The sequence below is a fragment of the Nocardia sp. CWNU-33 genome (assembly GCF_046764895.1).
Taxonomy (GTDB): Bacteria; Actinomycetota; Actinomycetes; order Mycobacteriales; family Mycobacteriaceae; genus Nocardia.
This window is the reverse complement of the sequence record NZ_JBKOQN010000010.1, coordinates 204,894-220,855: the sequence shown is the minus strand read 5'-3', so window position 1 is coordinate 220,855 and position 15,962 is coordinate 204,894. Positions and strand designations below refer to the sequence as shown.

Here is a 15,962-nt window from a genome sequence, read left to right as displayed (position 1 = left end):
GGCGGTTATCGTCCGGCCGACGTGCGGCGACGGTCACTCGACGCCGCCTGAGAGGATGGCAGCGTGTCCACACCCGAATCCTTCTCCTTCACCGTCACCAACCGCCTCGATGACGGGCGGCACGGTCGGTCGGGCGTGATCAGCACACCGCACGGCTCGATCGCGACGCCCGCGTTCATCCCGGTCGGCACCAAGGCGACGGTGAAGGCGGTGCTGCCCGAGACCATGAAGGAGCTCGGCGCGCAGGCGCTGCTCGCCAACGCCTACCACCTGTACCTGCAGCCCGGTTCGGACATCGTCGACGAGGCGGGCGGGCTCAGCAAGTTCATGAACTGGCCGGGCCCCACGTTCACCGACAGCGGCGGATTCCAGGTGATGTCGCTGGGGGTCGGCTTCAAGAAGGTGCTCGCGATGGAGGCGGTCGACGTGCGCAGCGACGACGTCATCGCCAAGGGCAAGGAACGGCTGGCGACCGTCGATGACGACGGCGTCACCTTCCGTTCCCATCTGGACGGTGCCAAGCATCGGTTCACGCCCGAGGTGTCGATGGGCATCCAGCATCAGCTCGGCGCGGACATCATGTTCGCCTTCGACGAGCTGACCACCCTGCTCAATACTCGTGGCTACCAAGAGAAGTCGCTGCAGCGCACGCACGAGTGGGCGCAGCGCTGCATCGAGGAGCACGAGCGGCTGACCGCGGCGCGCACCCATCGCCCGTATCAGGCGTTGTTCGCGGTGATCCAGGGCGCGCAGTACGAAGATCTGCGCCGCAAGGCCTGCCGCGAGCTGGAATCGATTCGGGGCAGCGCCGGAACGGGTTTCGACGGCTACGGCATCGGCGGTGCGCTGGAGAAGCACAACCTCGGGGCCATCGTCGGCTGGTGCTGCGACGAACTGCCCGAGGACAAGCCGCGTCACATGCTGGGCATCAGCGAGCCGGAGGACATCTTCACCGCTGTGGAAAACGGTGCCGACACCTTCGACTGCGTGAACCCGTCCCGGGTCGCCCGCAATGCCGCCATCTACGTCGCCGAGGGGCGATTCAATATCAATACCGCCAGGTTCCGTCGCGATTTCACACCGATCGACGACACCTGCGACTGCTACACCTGCGCCCATTACACGCGCGCCTACATCCATCACCTGTTCAAGGCGAAGGAGATGCTCGCCTCGACGCTGTGCACAATCCACAACGAGCGCTACACGATTCGATTGGTCGACCGCATCAGGGACAGCATCGAGGGCGGTTACTTCGACGACTACAAGGCGGCGACCCTCGGTGTCTGGAAGGGCCGCATCGCGACCCCGTGAGCCCCGGCGCCGACCGGCGCCGACGCTGGGGCGACGGGGCGCGAATCAGACGTGCAGCGGGTCGGATTCCCGTGGCGCATAGCTCGGTTCGTGCTTCTTGAGCACTGCGATTGTTCGATAGGTGATCGGCATGACGAGCACCTCGCACAGCGTCTTCCACACGAATCCGACAATGACGTAATTCACGAACTGGCGCCAGCTGTCGATGCCGATCGCGGAGGCCGCGATCGAGCAGAAGATCAAGGTGTCGGCCAGCTCGCCGACGATGGTGGAGCCGATCAACCTGGCCCACAGGTGCTTCTCCCTGGTGCGTTCCTTGATCAAGACCAGCGTCGCCGAGTTGAGCAGCTGGCCGACGAAATATCCGGCGAGGCCGGCGGCCACCAGCTGCGGCGTGGTGCCGATGACGGTGCGGAACGCCTCCTGGTTCTCGTAGAACACCGCGGCGGGCAGCCGGATGGCGATGCTGAAGCACAGGACGGTCAGCAGCAGGGCGCCGAAACCGTAGTAGATGGCCCGGCGGGTGGCGCGGAAGCCGTACACCTCGCTGAGCACATCGCCGAGGATGTAGGCCAGTGGGAAGAGGAAGAAGGCGCCGTCGGTGGAGATCGGCAGTATCTCCACGGGCCCGAGCTGCACCGAATGATCGGTGAAGAACTGGACGCCTTTTGTTGCGCAGATGTTGGAAATGATCAGCGTTGCGGTGAACAACGCCACGATGGGTGCGTAGTAACCCCGCGCGACCTGGGCGAATGCCGCATGGTCGGGCGCGGGGCGCCCAGACTCTTCGTGTTCTTCGGTTTTGCTCGACTCACTCACGCGCTTCATCCAACCAGGTTGTGCACGACGGGCTGCCGACTTCGGCCGGACTGCGTGCGGCTGTACCCATTAGTCTGTAGCAATGACGAATCCCGGCGATTCCGACGAGTGGTGGAAGCAATACGGCGGCGAAGGCGTGTCGCCGGAAGCTGGCGCACCGAGCTCGGTACCGCAATATCCGACCGCTGAACCGTCCGGATATCCGTCGGCTCCGCAGTACCCGCAGCAGTCCGCTCCGCAATATCCGCAGCAGTCGGCTCCGCAGTACCCGCAGCAGCCCGCGCCGCAGCTGACACCGCCGCCGCAGCCGCAGTACCCGAGTTACCAGACACCGCCGCCGGTCGCGCAGCCGTATCCGCAGCCGGCCAACTACGGCTACCAGCCCTACGGCTATCCCCAGCCACAAGGCACGAGCGGTCTGGCCATCGGCGCGCTGATCTCGTCCCTGGCCGGGTTCGTCACCTGTGGCATCGGGTCGATCGTCGGGATCATCCTCGGCGCCATCGCGTTGAATCAGATCAAGCAGTCCGGTCAGGAAGGCCGTGGCATGGCGCTCGCGGGCATCTGGGTCGGTCTCGGCGCCATTTTGCTGTCGGTGCTGTGGTTCGTTTTCGTGATCATCGCAGGTAGCGCCTGAACGTCGAACTCTCCGAAAACGTCAGGGGCGCACCCGCTATCGGGTGCGCCCCTGACGTATGTCGTGGTCGTGCGAGGCGGTGTCAGCTCTTGACGACCTGGGTGCCGCCGGCGAACTTGTCGTGCCAGCCCTGCTTGTTCGGGTCCTGCGAGGTGGAGATGATCATGTAGATGATCAGGCCGAGCGAGATCAGGCCACCGACGCACGGGATGATCGACGCCGCGACGTAGATGTTGCGCTTGAGCGAGGTCTCGGGATCGATCTTCGCCGCACCACCGGGCGCGAGGACCTTGAGTCCGAGCATCTTCTTGCCGAGGGTGGTGCCCTGCGTGGTCTCCATGCCGACGAAGTAGCCGAGCAGTGCCAGCGAAACCACCGCGCCGTTGATGAACTGGCCGGTGTTGCTGAAGCCGAAGATCAGCAGAATGATGATGGAGACCGGGATTCCGACGATCAGGTGGTCGATGACACGGGCACCGATCCTGGTCCCGATGTCACCGGGCTGTCCGCCGTAACCGCCTTGCTGCCCGCTGTACTGCGGCTGCTGCGGATAGGGCTGACCGTAGGGGTCCTGGCCGTACTGAGGCTGCTGGCCGTACTGCGGCGGCTGCTGCTGCCCGTACTGTGGCTGCTGGCCGTACTGCGGCGGCTGCTGCCCGTACTGGGGTGGCTGCTGCTGGCCATAGGGATCCTGGGGCGGCTGCTGCCCGTACTGGGGCTGCTGGCCGTACTGCGGCGGCTGCTGCCCGTACGGATCCGGCTGGCCGCCTTGCGGATACTGCTGCCCGCCTTGCGGATGCTTATTGGGGTCGTACCCACCGCTTGTCATATTCAGTCCTCGTCAGTAGATCGGTCGAGTGCGTACGTTACGGACATCGGCTGCGTTGCAACAACCCATTCTCGTCGAGTATCCACGGTTCGTCGGGCAGATTGGCGGGTGTGAAACCGGTGAGGACCTCGACCGGCGACAACGGCGGATATCCGAGCGAACAGGCCAGCGCCGCGGCGACCTGCTCGGGCGTGTTGCCCAGTGCGAGTTGATCGGCGAGTGTCACCGCGCCGTCGCGTTTGGCCAGCCGAATTCCGTCCTCGTTCAACACCAGCGGCACATGCGCGTACTGGGGAACGGGCAGCTCGAGCAGCGTTGCGAGATACGCCTGCCGCGGTGTGGACGACAGCAGATCGTCGCCGCGCACCACCTGATCCACGCCTTGCGCCGCGTCGTCGACCACGACGGCGAGGTTGTAGGCGGGCGTGCCGTCGCCGCGGCGCAGCACGACATCGTCCACCTGGCCGCGGTAGCGTCCGTGTAGTTCATCGACGATCTCGAACTCCGTCACCGCGGCGCGCAGTCGCAGCGCGGCGGGTCTGCCGTTGGCGTGGTGTTCGGCACGTTCGGTCTTGCTCAGCGCGCGGCAGGTGCCGGGATATGCGCCCATCGGCCCGTGCGGTGCGGTCGCGGCCTGCTGTATTTCCCTTCTGGTGCAATAGCATTCGTACACAAGCCCGGCCTCGGTCAGCCGATCGATGGCCGCCTGGTAGCGGGGCAGCCGCTCGGATTGCCTGATCACCGGTCCGTCCCAATCGAGACCGATCGCGGCCAGATCGGCCAGCTGCCGCGCCTGTGCGCCGGGGCGCACCCGATCCAGGTCTTCTACGCGCATCAAAAACCGCCTGCCCGATGCGCGGGCGAACAGCCAGGCCAGCAGTGCGGTGCGCAGGTTTCCGAGGTGCAGATCGCCCGACGGGCTCGGTGCGTACCGGCCCGCGCCTGTCACTGCATTTGGAAAGCGCACATTTGTCATCGTAGGCGGCGTGGTCAGCCCAGTAGCTGTGGCTTGAGCCGGTCGGCAGGGATCGGCGTTTCGGAATCCAGTTCGACGAGCAGGGCCTCGGCGTGCGCGATCAAGCCCGACCGGTCGATTCCATAGAGCGCGTCGGTATCCGCTTCGCCGCTATCGTCCGGTTGGTAGGCGCTGAGCCGGGTCACGGCGCGGGCGAGCAGCGTACGCGCGCCCTTGGGATTGCCGCGCTGGATGTGCGTTAGACCGACCGCGTATTGCGCGAGACCCTGCCACAGCATCCGCTCGGCGAACGGTCCGTTCTTCCATGCGGCCTCCAATACCTCGTGTGCGTTGAATGCCAGGCCCTCATCCAGCAGTTGCTGAGCGTACGAAAGAGTTTGCTGAGGAGGCAGATTCAGGTCATCCGGAATTCGCGGTATACCGGGGCTGCCAGGGGGTAGCGGGCGCCCGAACCTGTCGCGTGGGCGAGGATTGCGGGCACGACCTGCCTCGTCGCGGGGGCGTTCGACCATGCCCCCATGATCCACGGCCTGTTGCGAAGCTGTCGAGGGAAGGGCGCCCTTGGTGATTAATTGACGGATCACGGAGTAATCACATCGGTGCAAAAGTTAGCGATGTACCTGTTGTCCGAATGAAAGTCACCGACTGGCAATGTCTCCGCAACATTTCATCTTCGCAAGATTGGCAAATGCGATGATTGAACCGGCAAGAGATCGGCAAATTATCGATGAACCTGCTAGTCTTTAGCCCGCGGGGGCAACCCCGGGGGTGTATTCCACCTCGAGCGCAGTGCGATCACGACGCACCGTGAAAGCGGCGCGCTACCACTAGGCGCACCACGGGATTCGGCGTTCCTGCCGAGTGCCGGTGCTAGTTAGAGCGATGTCAGAAGAATTCTCGTTCTCGACGCAGCAAAGGAGCTAGTGCCGTGGAGGTTGACTTTACGGGCGCTGTGTGGCGCAAGAGCACACACAGTGGTCCCGACGGGAACTGCGTGGAAGTTGCATTTCTCGTCGACGGCAACGTAGCGGTTCGCGATACCAAGAACAACGGACGTGGTCCGGCGCTGGCATTCGCGCCGGGTGCGTGGGACGCATTCCTAACGGGAGTAGCAGCGGGGGAGTTCGGTCGCGCTTAACCGAAGTCGCGTCGAACCGGCCAGGACGGGCCCCGAGTCGAAAAGGACTTGGGGCCTTCGCGCTGCTCAGGGCTGATGTGCACACGCGGTGCCAACTCAGTGCGACCGGTGGCCGTTGCCCTCGTGGCCGTTGACCTGGTCCTGATACCGCCGCAGCACGGCGAGTTGCTTGCGCTCTTCCTCGTGCTCGACCGCCAGGTTGCGCTCGGACTCCGGCCGGGGGTCGGCGCGTAGGAAGGCGCCGGTGCCTGGTTGGCCCGCCGCGCCGAGCTTGCTCATTTTCTTTGGTACCGGCGCACCTTGATACTCCAAGGGAATCGGATGGCCGTGCTCGTCCACCGGGCCGAGCGGCTGATGGATTTCGATGTACTCGCCGTGCGGAAGCCGCTTGATCACGCCGGTTTCCACGCCGTGTTCCAGCACGGCCCGGTCGCTGCGCTGCAGGCCGAGGCAGATCCGGTATGCGACGAAGTACGCGATCGGAGGCGCGATCAGGATGCCGATCCGGCCGATCCAGGTGGTCGCGTTGAGGGAGATGTCGAACTTGTAGGCGAGGATGTCATTGACGCACGAGAGGGTCAGCACCACATAGAAGGCGATCACCATGGCGCCGATTGCGGTGCGCACCGGTACATCTCGCGGCCGCTGCAACAGGTTGTGGGAGACCGTGTCTCTGCTCAGCCGCTTCTCGATCCACGGGTAGGTGATGAGCAGCGTGAACACCAGTCCCATGATCAGCGCGCCCCAGACCGGTGCCGGCACCGTGTAGCGGCCGAGATACAGCTCCCACGGCGGTATCAGGCGCATCATGCCGTCGGTCCACATCATGTAGAAGTCCGGCTGTGAACCCGCGGAGACTTGAGAAGGGTTGTAGGGGCCCATATTCCAGATCGGATTGATCTGCAGCAGGCCGCCCATGATCGCCACGATGCCGAGGGTGAAGGCAAAGAAGGCACCTTGGTCCAGCGAGAAGACGGGCACAATGCGGGTGCCGACCACGTTGCGCTCGGTGCGACTCGGCCCGGGGAACTGGGTGTGCTTCTGGTACCAGACCAGCGCGATATGCGCGGCGATCAGCGCGAGGATGATGCCGGGGAACAGCAGGACGTGTGCGATGTACAGGCGCGGGATGATGATGTTGCCCGGATAGTCGCCGCCGAACATCAGCCAGTGCATCCAGGTGCCGATGATCGGTATGCCCAGCGTGATCGAGGAGAAGGCCGCACGCAGACCGGTGCCGGACAGGAGATCGTCGGGCAGTGAGTAGCCGAAGTATCCCTCGAACATCGCCAGGATGAGCAGCAGCGAGCCGATGACCCAGTTGGCCTCGCGCGGCTTGCGGAACGCACCGGTGAAGAAGATGCGGAAAAGATGCACGATGATCGACGCCGCGAACAGCAGCGCGGCCCAGTGGTGGACCTGGCGGACGAACAGGCCGCCGCGCACCTCGAAGGAGATGTTCAACGCGGTCTCGTAGGCCCGCGACATGGTCACGCCGCGTAGCGGCTGGTAGGCGCCGTTGTAGACGACCTCGGTCATCGATGGGTCGAAGAACAGGGTCAGGTAGACGCCCGACAGCAGCAGGATGATGAAGCTGTAGAGGGCGATCTCACCGAGCAGGAACGACCAGTGGGTCGGAAAGACCTTGTTGATCGACCGTTTGACGAATGCCGCAGCCCGGTATCGCTCGTCCGCGGCATCGGTTTGCGCGCTGAGCTTGCGACTTATCTGACCAGCCATGATCGACACCCCGCCCCTTGGGTGAGTGGGATTTTGTTCTACTACAGAAGGTAGCAGAGGATCTGGTCGGAATCGATAGGTTTCATCGAACGTCGCTGCGGAACAAGATCATTCAGCGCTTGCCCGCCCGCTCCGGCCGCCGCGAACAACAGCCGATATCGTTCGACGAGTGAGTTCGATAGCACCCCAGGACGCGACGATGTATTGGCTGTCGAGGCGCACTCACAATGATCTGTTCCTGCTGTATTGCTTCGCCGACTCCGGCCGTCCGGCCGCGGAGCTGCGTGCGCTGGTCGCCGGGCGCAGCGCGCACATACCCGACTTGCGTCTTCGCTTACGCGAAGTGCCTGCGGATCTGGACTATCCATCGTGGATACCCTGTGATTTCGCCGCCGAGCAATTCATGGAACACCTACCGCCGGAATCGAATTGGCCGACTGTGTTGAAGGTGCTCGGCAAACTACTCGGCACCGTCCTGGACGCGACGGTGCGCCCCTGGCGATTGCACCTTTTCCGTGACGTCATCGGAGTGCCGGGTCGGCTGCCCGATGCGGGTCCCGCGACAGTGGTGGTGCTCCAGATGTCGCACGCCCTGGCCGATGGGCGACGGGCCGCGCAGATCGCCCGCGCGCTGTTCTCGGAGTCCGTTGCCACCGACCAGGAGCGCGCCGGCTCCACACCACGCATGCCGCTGCGGAGGTGGGCGCCGGCCGGATCTGTGCTGCTCGATTCCGCTCGGACGGCTGCCGTGCTCGGGTTGCTGCGCACGCCCATCCAGGTGCTGCGGACCGCCGTGCGCGGCTATCACGCCTACCGGTCGCAGCAGGAGCTGGCCGAACTCACCGCCACCGGGCAGGTGCCCGCACCGGGGCCGGGCTTTACGCCCAGCCTGGTCAACCCCGCGACGGAGGTCGGCGATTCGGATCATCGAGTGCGCATGATCGTTTGCACGCCGGATCAGTTGCGCATCCCCGACCGGACGGTGACCGTGGTTGTTTTGACCGCGATATCGCTCGCGCTCACGCGCTACCTCGAATCGCGCGGTGCACAGGTGGACCGGCTGGGCGCGCAGGTGCCGATGGCGCTACCGGGGGTGTCCACACCCCGCAACAACTACCGCAGCCTCGGCGTCGACCTCTTCGTCGCCGAACCCGATATCCGCCTGCGCTCGCGTCGCATCGCCGATGCGCTGGGTGACCGGATGGCCCGCGCCGGGCATCCGCTGCTTGCCGCGCAAGACCGAGTCACCGCCGTCGTCCCCGCGGCACTATTGCGTCGCGACATCGATCGCTACCCGCTCGACACCGTCCCCGACTCGATCGCGGGCCACACCGTGGTCTCCAGCGTCCACCGCGGCCCCGCCGATCTCACTTTCGGCGGCGGCCGAGTCCTGTTCACCGCGGGTTTCCCCGCACTCGGCTCGGTCATGCACCTGACCCACGGCGTGCACGGCCTCAGCGAGGATGCCGAGGGTCGTGGCGCGACGATCACGATTTCGATCCACGCCGACGTGGCGGCGCTGCCGGATATCGATGTCTACTCGGACCTGCTGGTCGCAGCGTTGCGTGAGATAGCGCAAGCGCACGAGGTGGCCGACGAAGCCGGCTGATTCGGAATCCGGCAAGGTAGGCGACCAGACCGAACTGCTGGATCCCCTCTGCCGCATCATCTTTCACTGGGTGTTGCGCCCCGGGGCGACGTGAACGTCGCGACGCCGGTGAACAGCTGGGCCACCGAGATCGTGACGAGTGTTTTCGGCCGCTGATTCGTCGATATCGAGGTCCTGCCGCAGCATGGTGCCGGCGACCGGCAACCGGTCCATATATTCAGGGCGGGGCCTGTCGTTGAAATGCGCCCTCAGCTATCTGTGGGACCAGCCGTTGGGAGACATGGGGCTCCCGCCATAGTTCCAGCCATAGTTCTCGCCCTGCTTACCGCCCTGATTCTCGCTGTGCTTCTCGCCTTTGCTCCAGCCCTGGTCCCAGCCGTGGCCGCATTCTTCGTCCTCGCTGTCGCTCTCTTTTTCCTTCATCAAGCCCCATTGGCTGTCGCGATTGCACCATAGGTCGTCACTGTGACATCGAGGGTAATTCGTTTGCACCACACCGGGTGTGAGCATTGGTGCCGCTATGGCAGGAATCGCTACCGCCAGTGTTGGAATCGCCGCCGCGGCTCCCGCCAGCGCAATATTCGCAAGTAACCGGCATGTGCCGGTGCTGTGGGTCCTGTTGATAATCATGATGCCTACTTCCGGCGAGTTCGTCGCGCGGACCAGCTCGCCGATTGTCGAGCTCATTGACATTCCCCGACTTCCTGATTTTAAGACCGCGCCACCTGTCATCGCCAGCACTGCGCGATTCTGTTTATTTTCGGCACTGTGCCGGATCGCGGACCGGCCGCCCGCATTACTGATTTCCAGAAATTCGGAAATGAACGACAATGGTGGTATGACGACCGTGCTGCTGGGCGGCGACGTCATGCTGGGCCGCGGGGTGGACCAGATTCTGCCGCATCCCGGCGATCCGAGGCTGCGCGAACGATACGTCGACGATGCACGGACATATGTGGAGTTGGCCGAACGTGCGAACGGCCTCTTTATCCGCCCGGTGGATTTCCGCCGTCCGTGGGGTGCTGTCCTGCCGATCCTCGCGCAGTTCGACCCCGACGTGCGGTTGATCAACCTGGAAACCGCGATCACCGCCGACGGCGCATTCGACCCTGCCAAAGGCATCCACTACCGGATGAGCCCGGACAACCTGCCGGTGTTGACCGTTGTCGCACCGGTCGTGTGCGCACTGGCCAACAACCACATCCTCGACTTCGGTATCGAAGGCCTGGCCGACACACTCGAAGCGCTCGATTCCGCGGGTATCCACCACGCCGGAGCGGGTGCGGATCTCGATAACGCCCTGGTCCCGGCGATATCAGAACTCGAGGGCGGACGTCGGGCGGTGATCGTCTCGGTCGCGGCGGGATCGAGCGGGGTTCCGGACTACTGGGCCGCATGTCATGATCGTCCAGGGCTGTGGTGGGTCGGCAATTCGCCGAGTGTTCGTGCCGCCGACGAGGTGGCGGCAAATGTTTTGGCGCATAAGCGTGTTCGCGATATCGCTATCGTCTCCATACATTGGGGACCCAACTGGGGCTACGGGGTGGCACTGAGCGAAACGCAGTTTGCACATCGGTTGATCGATGCCGGCGTCGACCTGGTGCACGGGCATTCCGCACACCATCCGCGGCCGATCGAAATCTATCGAGGCAAACCGATTCTGTACGGGTGCGGCGATGTCATCGACGACTACGAGGGCATTCATGGCCATGAGCGGTACCGCACCGATCTTCGTCTGCTGTATCTGGTGACGATCGATATCGATGCGGTCGAAGTGCAAATGATTCCGCTGCGGGTTCGGCGCATGCGCCTCGAATCGGCCGCGCGCAGCGAATCCCGATGGCTGTGCGAGACCATCGAGCACATAAGCCGCAGCTTCGGCACACGCGTGGCGATGCGGCACGACGACCTACCCGTGGTATTCAAGGACGCGAAACGCTGAGCTCGAGCACCCTTCAGCACAGCGATCTTGACGTGTACCCTTGGCAAGCGGATGACGCAATTGCGATAGGTGTCACATTGCCGCCGGTGTTTCCCACCTGCGGGATCGTCGGCCAGCCGCTCCAGCGGCGGGCCATAGCCTGGTGTGCGCCGTATGTAATCACCCGGTCGGGAGATATCGGATCTGTCGCAACGGAGACCTCATGAGTTCACCGAACCGATTCGACGAACTTCAACATCGCGTCGCAGACATCGCTCCAGTGTTCCGTACCCCGCTGGATTCCCCGTACGAGATCTCGAACGCATTGTTTGCCGCTCTCCGTCACGTCCTGCACGACGTCGGCGGACAGCCGGATATGCCGGTCGAATACCAGGAAAAAGTCGAAGAACCCTGGGAGATGAACACTTACGTCACCTGCGAATGCCTCGGCTGGCGTGGCGTGTGGAATTCCGAGGAACGCCGTCGAGCCGAGAACGACCTCGGCGCGACGCTGTACTTCGGTCTGCCCTATTACGCACGTTGGGCGACTGTCGCCGCGAAGTACCTGATCAACAAGGGTTTGATCACCCCCGACGAGCTGTCGGCGAAATTGGACGAGGTACGCGCACGGATGGAGGCGCGGACATGACCAGGAAGTACGAGATCGGCGATCGCGTTCGGGTTCGGGACAAGACGTCGATGTTCCACACTCGCACCCAGGCGTACACCCGCGGGCGCACGGGTGTTGTCGTCGAACACCGGCCCGAGTGGGTGATTCCGGAGGACGAGGCATGGGGCCGCGACGACGGCCGCGTCGAACCGTTCTACGTGGTGCGGTTCCGCCAGATAGATCTGTGGCCCAAATACACCGGCTTCGCCGTCGACACCCTGGAGACGGAGGTCTCCGAGCGTTGGCTCGAGCCCGCAGAGGAGGATGCCAAGTGAGTCGGACCCACGATCACGGGGCGCACGCAGCGATCCAGACGACCGGAGAGATCAGCGAGTTCGAGGTCTTGGAGACGGCGATTCGCGAACTCGCCATCGAAAAGGGCCTCTTCTCGCAGGAAGATCACCGACGCTTCTCCGAGTGGGCCGAATCGGTCGGTCCGCACGGCGGATCGAAATTGGTCGCGAAGGCGTGGATGGATCCAGATTTCAAGGCGCGCCTGCTCGCCGACGGTACCGAGACGTGCAAGGAGGTCGGCATCGACTGGCGTGACCCGACCGGCTCCGGAACGCCGAGCGACTACACCTACTTCTACGTGCTGGAGAACACACCCGAGGTGCACAACGTGATCGTGTGCACGCTGTGTTCGTGCTACCCGCGCCCGGTTCTGGGTATGTCTCCGGACTGGTATCGCACCCCCAATTACCGTCGGCGCCTCGTGCGTTGGCCCCGCGAGGTGCTCGCCGAATTCGGCCTGCACTTTCCGCCCGACGTCGAGGTCCGGGTGCACGACTCGAACCAGAAGTCTCGGTTTATGGTGATGCCGATGCGGCCCGAAGGCACCGAGGGCTGGACGGAAGAGCAACTGGCGGCCATCGTCACTCGGGACACGATGATCGGCGTGGCATTGCCGCAGGTCGACTGGACCGCGCAGGCGCCGCCGGACCAGGCCGAGGCCGCCACGGGACGAGGTGGTCGGCAGTGACAAGCGGTCCGTACGAGGTTCTCCTGCACACATTGGACCCCGAGTCGCACCGGGAGAGCTCGCTTCCCGAACTCGACCGCAAGCCGGACCCATGGGAGTCGAGCATGCAGGCGACGTGCGAATGCCTGTCCTGGCGCGGCACATTGGACAACCTGGAACGCCGCCATGTCGAGGATGCACTCGGCGAGACGATCTACCACGGCTTCCCCGTGCGAACCCGATCGGTAGTCGTGACGGCCCACACGCTGATGGATCGCGGACTGATCACCCCGGAGGAGTTGCAGGCGCGAATGGAGGTGATTCGGGCGCGGTTCAACCGGGAGTAGCGATGATGCCCGCCCGCACCGACAACACGGCTCGAGAAATAGTCCGATCATGACTCGTCCAACCGCTGCTGCATCGTGGGGTGCGCAATGTCGATCGCCGACAACGTTCGAAAGCCAACGGTGCTTATCCTCGGCGCCGGCTTCGGCGGGCTGGAGCTCGCCGCTTGCCTGTCGGAGTCACTGCCCGAGGCGGGCGTAGAACTCATCGACCACAACGATGGGTTCACGTTCGGTTTCACCAAACTGGACATCCTTTTTCGCGGTCGGACACCGGAATCCGTCCGCATCAGCTACGCCGATCTCGCCTGTCCCGGCGTCGAGTTCCGACAGGAATCGGTGACGTCGATCGACCCGCAGACCCGCCGTGTCGTCACCGATGCCGCCAGCTATGAACCGGACTTCCTCGTTGTCGCGTTGGGCACCGATTACGACCCGGCCGCCACCCCGGGGTTCATCGAGGACGGCCACGAGTACTACTCGATCCAAGGAGCTTGCCGACTCCGCGATCGACTGGCCCTTTTCGACGGCGGAACCATTGTGACCGCGGTGTTGAGTGTGCCGTTCCAGTGCCCGCCCGCACCCTACGAGGGCGCGATGCTCTTGCACGAGCTGCTGACGCGGCGTGGCCTTCGCGACCGCACCCGAATGCACATGCTTACCCCCATGGACTCACCGATTCCCGTCTCCGCGGACACCTCTGCCGCGCTCGTCGAGGCGCTCGCCCGACGGGGGATCGACTACTCCCCGGGAACGCGGGTCCATGCGCTCGACCCGAAGCAGCATGTCGCGGCTACCGACGCCGGTGACCTCGCCTACGACCTGTTCATCGGCATCCCGACGCACTGTGTTCCGCCCGTGGTCGAGGCATCCGGGCTGACCGTCGGCGGCGCCGACGGCTGGATCCACGTCGACCCGCGCACGCTCGCCACCCGGTATCCGGGCGTCTACGCGATCGGTGACTGCGCGGACGCGCCGGTCCCACGAGCCGGCGTGTTCGCCGAGGATGCCGCCCGCACGGTGGCAGCGCACATCGGTGCACGGTTGCACGGCACGCCCGATCCCGAGAAGTATCTCGGCCGCGGCTCCTGCTACATCGAATTCGGGGACGGCCTCGTCGGCAAGGTCGACGCCGACTTCCTTTCCGGGCCCACTCCGATCGCACCGTTCGACCCGCCCTCGGCCGAACTCGCGATCGAGAAAGCCGAATTCGCCGCCACGCGGATTCGGCGCTGGTTTCACCTCGTGAGCCGAATGGCGCCGACGGGCTGCTCGAGCCGCCCACCGGAGACCTCGCTCGGAAACACCCCCACACAGAACAGTCCCCGGTAGTCTCCATCGAATCCATGAACTTCAGCCGTCGCTCGAAGCTCCGGTATTCGATTGGCTTGCCGGGGGCCTGGCCAGATCCTGGAAAAAGGGTCAACGCCTACGACAGACGTCTCTGCCGACAGTGCGGCTCTCTCCGGTGTTCCGGTGTAATGATTAGTCTCCTCCGGATTTGCGTCCAGTCAATACCCTGTACGCCCTGAATATGGCCATATCTTTCGGCCGAACGATCGGCTTGCGGACGTCAGCCGTCGGCGTCGGCGATCACTGGCAACGCTGGGCGCTGGGCCTGCCGAGCAGCTCGCCGAGATCGCTCTTCGTGCGGGTCGGGAAGTCACCCGCGATAGTGGAGTACGTCGAGACCACAGATGGGATCTGTCAGCCGGGAGGGCTGCCGGGAGTCGGGATCTCACAGCGCTTGCTGACGCTGACCCTGCGCCGACTCGAACGCGACGGTCTCGTCGATCCGACGGTGTCCCGACCGTCCCGCTCGGTCGGGTACGCGCTGACAACCACGGGGCACAGCTGACCTTCGTGCTCGGGGCCCGTCGCCGAATGGGCGGCCGAACACCGCAATGACGTGGTGCGGCGCTCGCGAAGGGCTTTGCGAAGTGCTGACCTGGACGCGATATTTGCGTTTCATTAACGGCCGCACCTCGATTCGATGATCGGCATGGTCGCCGAGCGCCAATCGACGGTTGCCAAAATTTCGCTGGCGAGTGGGCCCTGAGTCGGGGTGTCTTGTGAATCTGCTGGTACGAAAGACAAACTGACTCGAAGCCCTCGCTGCATGTGGAATTTCCGTCTCTGGAGCTAACGTTCAGGTACCGGTCCGGATGCATCGGAAGATTGGCAGTTCTTAACGGTAAAAATGATTGCCGGCCTCATAGGCTGGGCTGATGGTGCAGCCGACTCCATGGCAAGCAAACAAGATTCGCTATCGGAAGGTCGATACGCCGAGCACTGTACAACGCATTGTCTCGCAGCGCAGGGAAGAAGTCGGGAAGGTTTTGGCATCGCTTCGAGGGAACTGGGGTTACCTGTGCGCCGCGGTCGGGAGCATCATCACGTTCCGCATGCTGTTCAAACCGTGGCTTACCGCTTCCGGCACCGACGGCCAGATCAGCGCCGATCCGTTCGGTGGGCTTCAGATATCCACATCACTGGCGAGCCTCTGGTCCGGATCGCCGCCGCCCGCTGCGGATGTCAACGGCACCTGGGGCGTTCTCGCCAGCACGGCCAGCGCCGTGACCGTCTTCGCCGTACTGGTGAACCTTCGGGCACGCACCAAGGTGCTTTCCTATGTCGCGGTGGGTTCTTCGGTAACGCTGGCGCTTCTCATAGTCGTCGTGGTGGCCCATTTGAACAGCAAAGCGGCCGAAGTGAAACGCATGGTCGGATACGGATCCGCCCGGGATGCGGGTACTCAGGTCGGGCTACTGGTTCGCTGGGCTACCGGCAACGGCCAATATCCGGTGCCTGGCATGCGTCAGGTCGCCTATGCCACCGCGAGTCTCACGACCTGGGCATGGCTCGCCGGTGCCATCTCCCTCATCTCGGCCCTGATCGCCATCGCCCAGTGGATTCGAGCGCGAACCACCGGACCAGCGGCCTGACAGTCGCGGCACCGAACCATCGCACGTGCGTGTGGAACCGCCGAACACATTGCCGCACTGCT

General features: G+C 64.1%; 18 protein-coding genes. 12 read left to right on the top strand and 6 right to left on the bottom strand.

What is annotated here, in order from left to right:
* The first annotated feature begins 63 nt into the window (after positions 1-63).
* Positions 64-1,311 carry a tRNA guanosine(34) transglycosylase Tgt gene (tgt, locus tag ACLMAL_RS16600; protein ID WP_411999864.1) on the top strand — a complete coding sequence of 416 codons (1,248 nt, stop codon included), beginning with the start codon at positions 64-66 and terminating at the stop codon, positions 1,309-1,311.
* Positions 1,312-1,356: 45 nt separating this feature from the next.
* On the opposite strand, the gene ACLMAL_RS16595 is transcribed toward tgt, so the two are convergent.
* Positions 1,357-2,139 carry a queuosine precursor transporter gene (locus tag ACLMAL_RS16595; RefSeq protein WP_411999863.1) on the bottom strand — a complete coding sequence of 261 codons (783 nt, stop codon included), beginning with the start codon at positions 2,137-2,139 and terminating at the stop codon, positions 1,357-1,359.
* A 73-nt stretch (positions 2,140-2,212) separates the two neighbouring features.
* Here ACLMAL_RS16595 and ACLMAL_RS16590 point away from each other — a divergent pair, with 73 nt between their 5' ends.
* Positions 2,213-2,767 (top strand): DUF4190 domain-containing protein, encoded by a 555-nt coding sequence (locus tag ACLMAL_RS16590; RefSeq protein ID WP_411999862.1) that lies wholly within the window; start codon positions 2,213-2,215, stop codon positions 2,765-2,767.
* A gap of 82 nt (positions 2,768-2,849) precedes the next feature.
* On the opposite strand, the gene ACLMAL_RS16585 is transcribed toward ACLMAL_RS16590, so the two are convergent.
* Genes ACLMAL_RS16585 through ACLMAL_RS16575 form a run of 3 tightly spaced genes read right to left on the bottom strand, consistent with a single transcriptional unit; the run spans position 2,850 to position 5,084 of the window.
* Entirely contained in the window at positions 2,850-3,596 is a 747-nt protein-coding gene (locus ACLMAL_RS16585) for an RDD family protein (RefSeq protein WP_328408163.1), read from the bottom strand.
* A 37-nt stretch (positions 3,597-3,633) separates the two neighbouring features.
* A complete protein-coding gene (gene gluQRS, locus ACLMAL_RS16580) occupies positions 3,634-4,572 on the bottom strand; it encodes a tRNA glutamyl-Q(34) synthetase GluQRS (protein WP_411999861.1) in 939 nt (312 codons plus the stop codon).
* A gap of 14 nt (positions 4,573-4,586) precedes the next feature.
* On the bottom strand, positions 4,587-5,084 hold the full coding sequence (locus ACLMAL_RS16575) for a DUF309 domain-containing protein (protein WP_411999860.1): 498 nt from the start codon (positions 5,082-5,084) through the stop codon (positions 4,587-4,589).
* A 416-nt stretch (positions 5,085-5,500) separates the two neighbouring features.
* On the opposite strand from ACLMAL_RS16575, the gene ACLMAL_RS16570 reads away from it, so the two are divergent.
* Positions 5,501-5,710 (top strand): DUF397 domain-containing protein, encoded by a 210-nt coding sequence (locus tag ACLMAL_RS16570; protein WP_328408169.1) that lies wholly within the window; start codon positions 5,501-5,503, stop codon positions 5,708-5,710.
* A gap of 96 nt (positions 5,711-5,806) precedes the next feature.
* Here the strand turns inward: ACLMAL_RS16570 and ACLMAL_RS16565 are convergent, their stop codons facing one another.
* Positions 5,807-7,450 carry a cytochrome b gene (locus ACLMAL_RS16565; RefSeq protein WP_411999859.1) on the bottom strand — a complete coding sequence of 548 codons (1,644 nt, stop codon included), beginning with the start codon at positions 7,448-7,450 and terminating at the stop codon, positions 5,807-5,809.
* A 169-nt stretch (positions 7,451-7,619) separates the two neighbouring features.
* Between ACLMAL_RS16565 and ACLMAL_RS16560 the strand changes: the two genes are divergently transcribed.
* The gene (locus ACLMAL_RS16560) at positions 7,620-9,059 is read left to right on the top strand and encodes a wax ester/triacylglycerol synthase domain-containing protein (protein ID WP_411999858.1); all 1,440 of its coding nucleotides are present in this window, start codon (positions 7,620-7,622) and stop codon (positions 9,057-9,059) included.
* A 252-nt stretch (positions 9,060-9,311) separates the two neighbouring features.
* Here ACLMAL_RS16560 and ACLMAL_RS16555 read toward each other — a convergent pair whose 3' ends face one another.
* Positions 9,312-9,482, bottom strand: coding sequence for a hypothetical protein (locus ACLMAL_RS16555; protein WP_411999857.1), 171 nt, complete (start codon positions 9,480-9,482; stop codon positions 9,312-9,314).
* Positions 9,483-9,879: 397 nt separating this feature from the next.
* Here ACLMAL_RS16555 and ACLMAL_RS16550 point away from each other — a divergent pair, with 397 nt between their 5' ends.
* The 8 genes from ACLMAL_RS16550 to ACLMAL_RS16515 all read left to right on the top strand — a co-directional run bounded on the left by ACLMAL_RS16550 (position 9,880) and on the right by ACLMAL_RS16515 (position 15,900).
* Entirely contained in the window at positions 9,880-11,001 is a 1,122-nt protein-coding gene (locus tag ACLMAL_RS16550) for a CapA family protein (RefSeq protein ID WP_411999927.1), read from the top strand.
* Between the two features lie 202 nt (positions 11,002-11,203).
* Complete coding sequence (locus tag ACLMAL_RS16545; protein WP_328408175.1) at positions 11,204-11,629, top strand: hypothetical protein; 426 nt, start codon at positions 11,204-11,206, stop codon at positions 11,627-11,629.
* Positions 11,626-11,925 carry an SH3-like domain-containing protein gene (locus ACLMAL_RS16540; protein ID WP_406235393.1) on the top strand — a complete coding sequence of 100 codons (300 nt, stop codon included), beginning with the start codon at positions 11,626-11,628 and terminating at the stop codon, positions 11,923-11,925. Before ACLMAL_RS16545 ends, ACLMAL_RS16540 begins: the two co-directional genes overlap by 4 nt.
* The gene (gene scnC / locus ACLMAL_RS16535) at positions 11,922-12,632 is read left to right on the top strand and encodes a thiocyanate hydrolase subunit gamma (protein ID WP_411999856.1); all 711 of its coding nucleotides are present in this window, start codon (positions 11,922-11,924) and stop codon (positions 12,630-12,632) included. Before ACLMAL_RS16540 ends, scnC begins: the two co-directional genes overlap by 4 nt.
* Complete coding sequence (locus ACLMAL_RS16530) at positions 12,629-12,958, top strand: ScnB (protein ID WP_328408180.1); 330 nt, start codon at positions 12,629-12,631, stop codon at positions 12,956-12,958. The genes scnC and ACLMAL_RS16530 overlap by 4 nt, the downstream gene beginning before the upstream one ends.
* Positions 12,959-13,045: 87 nt before the next feature.
* Complete coding sequence (locus ACLMAL_RS16525; protein ID WP_411999855.1) at positions 13,046-14,287, top strand: NAD(P)/FAD-dependent oxidoreductase; 1,242 nt, start codon at positions 13,046-13,048, stop codon at positions 14,285-14,287.
* A 202-nt stretch (positions 14,288-14,489) separates the two neighbouring features.
* Positions 14,490-14,813 (top strand): winged helix-turn-helix transcriptional regulator, encoded by a 324-nt coding sequence (locus tag ACLMAL_RS16520; RefSeq protein ID WP_411999854.1) that lies wholly within the window; start codon positions 14,490-14,492, stop codon positions 14,811-14,813.
* 370 nt (positions 14,814-15,183) lie between these two features.
* Entirely contained in the window at positions 15,184-15,900 is a 717-nt protein-coding gene (locus ACLMAL_RS16515; RefSeq protein WP_411999853.1) for a hypothetical protein, read from the top strand.
* Positions 15,901-15,962: the final 62 nt, after the last annotated feature.

Coding starts and splice junctions, on each gene's coding strand:
- ACLMAL_RS16595 (WP_411999863.1), bottom strand. CDS start 2,139: ATGAAGCGCGTGAGTGAGTCGAGCAAAACCGAAGAACACGAAGAGTCT.
- ACLMAL_RS16590 (WP_411999862.1), top strand. CDS start 2,213: ATGACGAATCCCGGCGATTCCGACGAGTGGTGGAAGCAATACGGCGGC.
- ACLMAL_RS16585 (WP_328408163.1), bottom strand. CDS start 3,596: ATGACAAGCGGTGGGTACGACCCCAATAAGCATCCGCAAGGCGGGCAG.
- gluQRS (WP_411999861.1), bottom strand. CDS start 4,572: ATGACAAATGTGCGCTTTCCAAATGCAGTGACAGGCGCGGGCCGGTAC.
- ACLMAL_RS16575 (WP_411999860.1), bottom strand. CDS start 5,084: ATGGTCGAACGCCCCCGCGACGAGGCAGGTCGTGCCCGCAATCCTCGC.
- ACLMAL_RS16565 (WP_411999859.1), bottom strand. CDS start 7,450: ATGGCTGGTCAGATAAGTCGCAAGCTCAGCGCGCAAACCGATGCCGCG.
- ACLMAL_RS16555 (WP_411999857.1), bottom strand. CDS start 9,482: ATGAAGGAAAAAGAGAGCGACAGCGAGGACGAAGAATGCGGCCACGGC.
- ACLMAL_RS16550 (WP_411999927.1), top strand. CDS start 9,880: ATGAACGACAATGGTGGTATGACGACCGTGCTGCTGGGCGGCGACGTC.
- ACLMAL_RS16545 (WP_328408175.1), top strand. CDS start 11,204: ATGAGTTCACCGAACCGATTCGACGAACTTCAACATCGCGTCGCAGAC.
- ACLMAL_RS16540 (WP_406235393.1), top strand. CDS start 11,626: ATGACCAGGAAGTACGAGATCGGCGATCGCGTTCGGGTTCGGGACAAG.
- ACLMAL_RS16525 (WP_411999855.1), top strand. CDS start 13,046: ATGTCGATCGCCGACAACGTTCGAAAGCCAACGGTGCTTATCCTCGGC.
- ACLMAL_RS16520 (WP_411999854.1), top strand. CDS start 14,490: ATGGCCATATCTTTCGGCCGAACGATCGGCTTGCGGACGTCAGCCGTC.
- ACLMAL_RS16515 (WP_411999853.1), top strand. CDS start 15,184: ATGGTGCAGCCGACTCCATGGCAAGCAAACAAGATTCGCTATCGGAAG.